Consider the following 232-nt stretch of genomic DNA (forward strand, 5'->3'; position numbering starts at 1 on the left):
CCGGCCCCCAGCCCCCGCGCGTCCACACTCCACCGCCTCCCACCTCTCCTACACAAGCAAGCTCAAAGTCCAGTGCCAAGCTATAGTAAAGGTTCACGGGGTCTTTCCGTCTATCCGCGGATACACTGCATCTTCACAGCGATTTAAATTTCACTGAGTCTCGGGTGGAGACAGCGCCGCCATCGTTACGCCATTCGTGAAGGTCGGAACTTACCCGACAAGGACTTTCGCT

Annotated in this window: 1 rRNA gene; it reads right to left on the reverse strand. The window is 56.9% G+C overall.

What is annotated here, in order from left to right:
• Positions 1-232, reverse strand: a 23S ribosomal RNA gene (locus VC352_RS25120); the annotation flags it as partial.

It is taken from the genome of Pseudomonas sp. C11, from assembly GCF_034683865.1.
Taxonomy (GTDB): Bacteria; Pseudomonadota; Gammaproteobacteria; order Pseudomonadales; family Pseudomonadaceae; genus Aquipseudomonas.